1 protein-coding gene is annotated in these 812 nt (G+C 76.5%); it reads right to left on the reverse strand.

Features of this window, described 5'->3' with window-relative positions; translation table 11 throughout:
* Positions 1 to 45: 45 nt before the first annotated feature.
* The gene (locus EYQ95_RS26250; RefSeq protein WP_132332190.1) at positions 46 to 624 is read right to left on the reverse strand and encodes a hypothetical protein; all 579 of its coding nucleotides are present in this window, start codon (positions 622 to 624) and stop codon (positions 46 to 48) included.
* Between the last annotated feature and the right edge of the window lie 188 nt (positions 625 to 812).

An 812-nucleotide genomic window follows, 5' to 3' on the forward strand; every position in this document is an offset into this window, starting at 1 on the left:
GACGATGCTGTGGGTGCCGATGTCGCTGCTTCCGGCGCCCCCCGCTCAGGGCGCGGCATGGGCGGCCCGGCCGGCAGCGGCGCGGAACAGGCCCCAGGCCAGCAGCCAGGGCAGGGCGAACACGGCGGTCACGCCCGCGACTTCGGCCACGCCGTCGCCGCGCCCGGTGGCCAGCGCCGCGGCGCCGATGGCCAGGTGCATGGCGAGCGTGGCCGCCATGGCACGGGCCATGCCCGCCGCGCGCAGCCGCGCCAGCACCGCGCCGGCGATCGCCACGGCCACCACGCCCAAGTAGAGCAGGTTGAAGGCGTCGGCCTCGCTGCCCACCAGCCCCACCGCCGCGTTCGCCCAGACCAGCACGAAGCCCCCGCCCACCGCCGCGGCCATGCCGGCACGGTGGAAGCCGTCGCCCGACAGGCGCATGCCCACCTCCATGGCCGCGCCGGCGGCGGCGAGCAGCACGCCCATGAAGACGAAGTCCAGCGCGGTCCAGTGCACCTCGTCGGTCAGCTGCATGGCCACCGCCGGCGCGAGCAGCAGCGCGGCCGCGGCACCCCACATCAGCCGGCGCAGCGTGCTGCCGGGCCAGGTGGCGGCGGATCGGGGAGCGTTCGTCATGGTCATGCCTCGCATCGGAGTCGGATCGCGGCCCGGCACGGGCCGTGCGCGCAGCCTGCCGCGGGCCGATGTCCCATGCGCGGCGCGAATGTGAGGCCAATGCGAAGTCGCCCGCCCGCGCTGCTAGCATCGCCGCGCGCCGCGACGGGGAGGCGGCGCGGCCACGTGGCGTCCATCGCCCCGCACATACGCAA

Source organism: Lysobacter sp. N42 (assembly GCF_004344885.1).

Excerpts from the sequence above, each read along its gene's own strand:
- EYQ95_RS26250 (WP_132332190.1), bottom strand. The coding sequence starts at position 624 with ATGACCATGACGAACGCTCCCCGATCCGCCGCCACCTGGCCCGGCAGC.